Here is a 3,773-nt window from a genome sequence, read left to right on the forward strand (position 1 = left end):
TTTAGCTGCCTGTAACGGGGCGCAAATATATAACTACTTTTATTCCCCACAAGTCTTTTTTTTACTTATTTGTTATTCATTTTTTAATACCCTTAATAAGAAGGGTTTGCGATTGAAATATTTTTGTTGAAAAGATAATACTATAAAAAGAAATCCCAGACTAAACCAAATCTAACAGTAAAATCCCTGTAGGGATGATTTGGCGCAGAGAAATAATTAAACCCTGTAAACGAAGAATTAAAATGTTCCGCTTTAAGAAATATCCTTGTTTGTCTAATTTTTGCATTAATAAAAAAATCAAATCTCGGAAAACCGCCTAATTCAGTTTCATTTTGTGTATAAAACTCAGCCAATAGAGGGTCATAGCCATTCATATTATACTTTGTAAAGTAATTAAACACTATCCCAGTTTGAAAAGTCATTGCTTTTTTAAATATTTGATCGGTATAATACAAGGTGTTTCTTGTAACTAGACTTGGTAAGTTCAAGACTTCTTCGTCACTGATTACATTTTGAAACATTACTTTGTTATCTAAAGCAAAATTTCCTATTCGAAATTCCTTTTTAGCGGTTACTTTAAGATACTGGATGGAACTTTTGTACTGTCTAGGCTTTATTATTCTATTCTCATTATTTACTGTCTCTAAATTAAAATAGGTGTAATTATCTATATTATTTATTTCAATATTAGCATTTAAATATTTCTCAGATTCGATATCAAACTTTAATTGTTGCAGGTTCACAGTGTCATAATCATCAAGATTGTACCAATTATAATTTATGTAATCACTCTGATAAAGTAGGTAATTTAGATTTGGCAACTTAGAACTGATATTTATTTTACCAGATAACGAGATATCTGAATTTATACGAGCAGATATTTCAGTACTAATGAATCTACCTTTAAACTCGCTTGAAAGATTTAGACCGGCTTCACCATAAACATTAAAAATACTAATAGTATTGGCATATTTTGCATCTACTGATGCAAAGGATTGTTTGATTCTATTTGGAATTATTTCATCCTGAAGTAAAACAACACTATTATAACCATAGTTTAAGTCAGAATAATTAATTCCTAAACTTAATCTACCTAGAGTTTTATTACTGTAGTTGGCACCTACTGTTGTTTTAAAATTTTCAAGACTAACTTTGTCATTGATGTCATTAGTAAATGATTCTCCGAAATACTCCGTTGACTGTGAATCTTTATAAAATTGATAGTATTTATCCTCATACACAAGCTCATTAAATACTTTAAGTGTATTTGTATTTAAGGAATCTTTCTCATTTAAAATACTATAACTATGATTTAAATAAAATCGTTTACCTACCAAGATGTTCTCTGCATCTTCAAAATTCATATCAAATACTGATCTATCGATGAACTCCTCATCCCCAGATTCAAAATTCTCTAGATCTTCATCCTGAAGTCCGCCGTTTTCTTGATTTAAAATATCTTGCATTACGATATGCCCTATTATCTTATACCGATTATTCTTTGTCTTAAAATTTGTAGTAAATCTAAAATTACCTGAACTCGTTAATGCATTTTGGTAATTACCTAGAGATCTCAAACCTTTATATGCCAATGAAAAATTAAATTGTTTAGATAAGTTAACAGCAAAAGCAGCATCTAACATCTGACCTTGTTCAAATGCCGTTTTATAAGTTAGTCGTGTCCATGGAGTAGGCACTTCAAAATACTTTATATCATTTTGGTTCATATAATTAAAATGCCTTGCCTGGGCACCAAAACTTGGTATGATATCTTGCGTATTAAAATTATAGGAAAGTGAATTATAAGTTTGACCAATATTTGCAAATGGAATTAGCCCAAATTCATCTCTTTGTAGATAATTAAATTTATATTCTTTTTTTATTGTCAGAGACGTATCTACTTGAATTGAATCCTTATTATCATCAATTATAAGATACATGTCTATTGTAGCTAATTTCTCAAATCCTTTTGCTCTTTTAGTTGTGCTAGAATCGTTTCCTAATGGATTACGTGCAACTTTACCACTAGTTCTGTTTAACTTAGTTTGAGCATTCAACAAGCCTATTGAAAGAAACAATAATGAAACAAAGAATAAATTGCTTTTATTTGACATTAATACGTTTAAATACAAAACAGAAAAAACTTCTGATTATTATAATTGGTCTTCAAAAGTAAATAATTAATCTATTTCTACATCTTAAAATTAGTGTATAAAAAAAGACCTGTATTTAATACAGGCCTTTTCTATATAAATTTTGATTATAAATTCAAAATTATGGTAATGAGAAACTAGTACTTTCTGAACTAAATGCTTCACCACCTTCTGCTAAAGTAGCTCCAGCAAACGTAATTAAACTGTAAGCACCGTCACCATAGTCACAGCACATACCATCACCGAAAGCATCGTTGATTACAAATGTATAGTCTCCATCAGGAATACAAAAACTAATTGATAAACTAGTAGCATCCAAGTCATCGTAAGCACCACCTTGTCCACCTGAAAATATTGCTGTACCTGAAGCATCTTGGATTTCCCAAGACGTTTCTTCAGCATAATCATCAAATGTGAGGTTTAATGCAACTTTATTATCTGTACATAATTCAGTTACATTTAACACTAAACTATCACTTAAATTAGCTCCCGATACATCAACAAAATCTAATACTAAAGATTGAGCTACAAAGCCTAAATCTTCATCATCAGTTACAGATACTGTAAATGAACCTTCATTAGAATCTGAAGGAATCGTTACACTACTAGCTACAGTATAAGCTGCAGTTAAATCAGTTGCATCATTAATAACTATATCATAAGTACGCGCAGAACCTGTTTTGTTAGCTGCGTATACAAATATTTCTCTTGAAGTTGTTGCATCTTTTTCTACTTCGAAGTCAGATGGTCCATCCTCAAAGGTAACATAGTTAAAACTAGCACCATCGTTTATATCCTCTTCACAACTATATGCAAAGCTGATTAGCATTCCTATTAAAATATAATTTAAAATTTTCTTCATGAGATAAGTCTTGTCTTAATTATTATTGATTTTGCGTACTAATATTCACGTTATCTTGAATTTCTAATTCAGGAATTTCAAAAGTTAAACGCTCGTCATCGTAAGAAATTGGAACTCCAACAAATGATAAGTGATTTCCACCTCTTGTTATTGTAGCTTGATTTCTCTTCATTGCTAAATAAGATTTTCCTTCACCCCAAAGCTCTATACGAGTCTGTAAGTAAATTTCATCTTGTAACGCTGTACCAGATAATGCATCTAAATAAGATGTATCAGGAACACGCTGAGATAACAAGTTTCTTAGCATCTCTCTAGCAGGTCCGTCTTGACCAGACTTTGCTAAAGCTTCAGCGTTAAGTAACATCATTTCTGCCTGACGCATGTATACGTAATCAGCAGTTACAGTTTGAGAAGCACCAGCAGGTACTCTATCATCATCGTAAAACTTGTTGATTGGCATTAAGTATAACTGCCCTGCTACGTTTAAGAACTGATCTTTACGTGCATCATCAGCAGGAATTGCATTAAATAAATCCTCATCCATTGCTTTAGAATCACCATAAGCAGCATAACTGTAAGAGAAATAATCAACTTGTCCCCACCAAGACACTAAACCTAAACCAATATCTTCAGTTAAATCTACACCCCAAAACCATCCTGGTGTAGCTACATTATTAAAACCACCTGTAATTTCAGCAGCACCCATTAATGAAGCACCATTAGTTGCCATAACTTCAGAAGTTAAAGCAGCAACTGTA

General features: G+C 31.4%; 3 protein-coding genes. All 3 read right to left on the reverse strand.

The window, feature by feature from the left end; translation table 11 throughout:
- Window positions 1-140 precede the first annotated feature (140 nt).
- Window positions 141-2,114, reverse strand: a complete 1,974-nt coding sequence (locus tag ACTG3Y_RS13245) for a putative porin (RefSeq protein WP_439153396.1) — start codon at window positions 2,112-2,114, stop codon at window positions 141-143.
- Between the two features lie 160 nt (window positions 2,115-2,274).
- Window positions 2,275-3,015, reverse strand: a complete 741-nt coding sequence (locus tag ACTG3Y_RS13250) for a hypothetical protein (RefSeq protein WP_439153397.1) — start codon at window positions 3,013-3,015, stop codon at window positions 2,275-2,277.
- A 22-nt stretch (window positions 3,016-3,037) separates the two neighbouring features.
- The coding region (locus tag ACTG3Y_RS13255) for a RagB/SusD family nutrient uptake outer membrane protein (RefSeq protein WP_439153398.1) at window positions 3,038-3,773 on the reverse strand (736 nt) is incomplete at its 5' end.

The organism is Winogradskyella sp. (genome assembly GCF_965656915.1).
In the GTDB taxonomy this organism is placed as follows: Bacteria; Bacteroidota; Bacteroidia; order Flavobacteriales; family Flavobacteriaceae; genus Winogradskyella.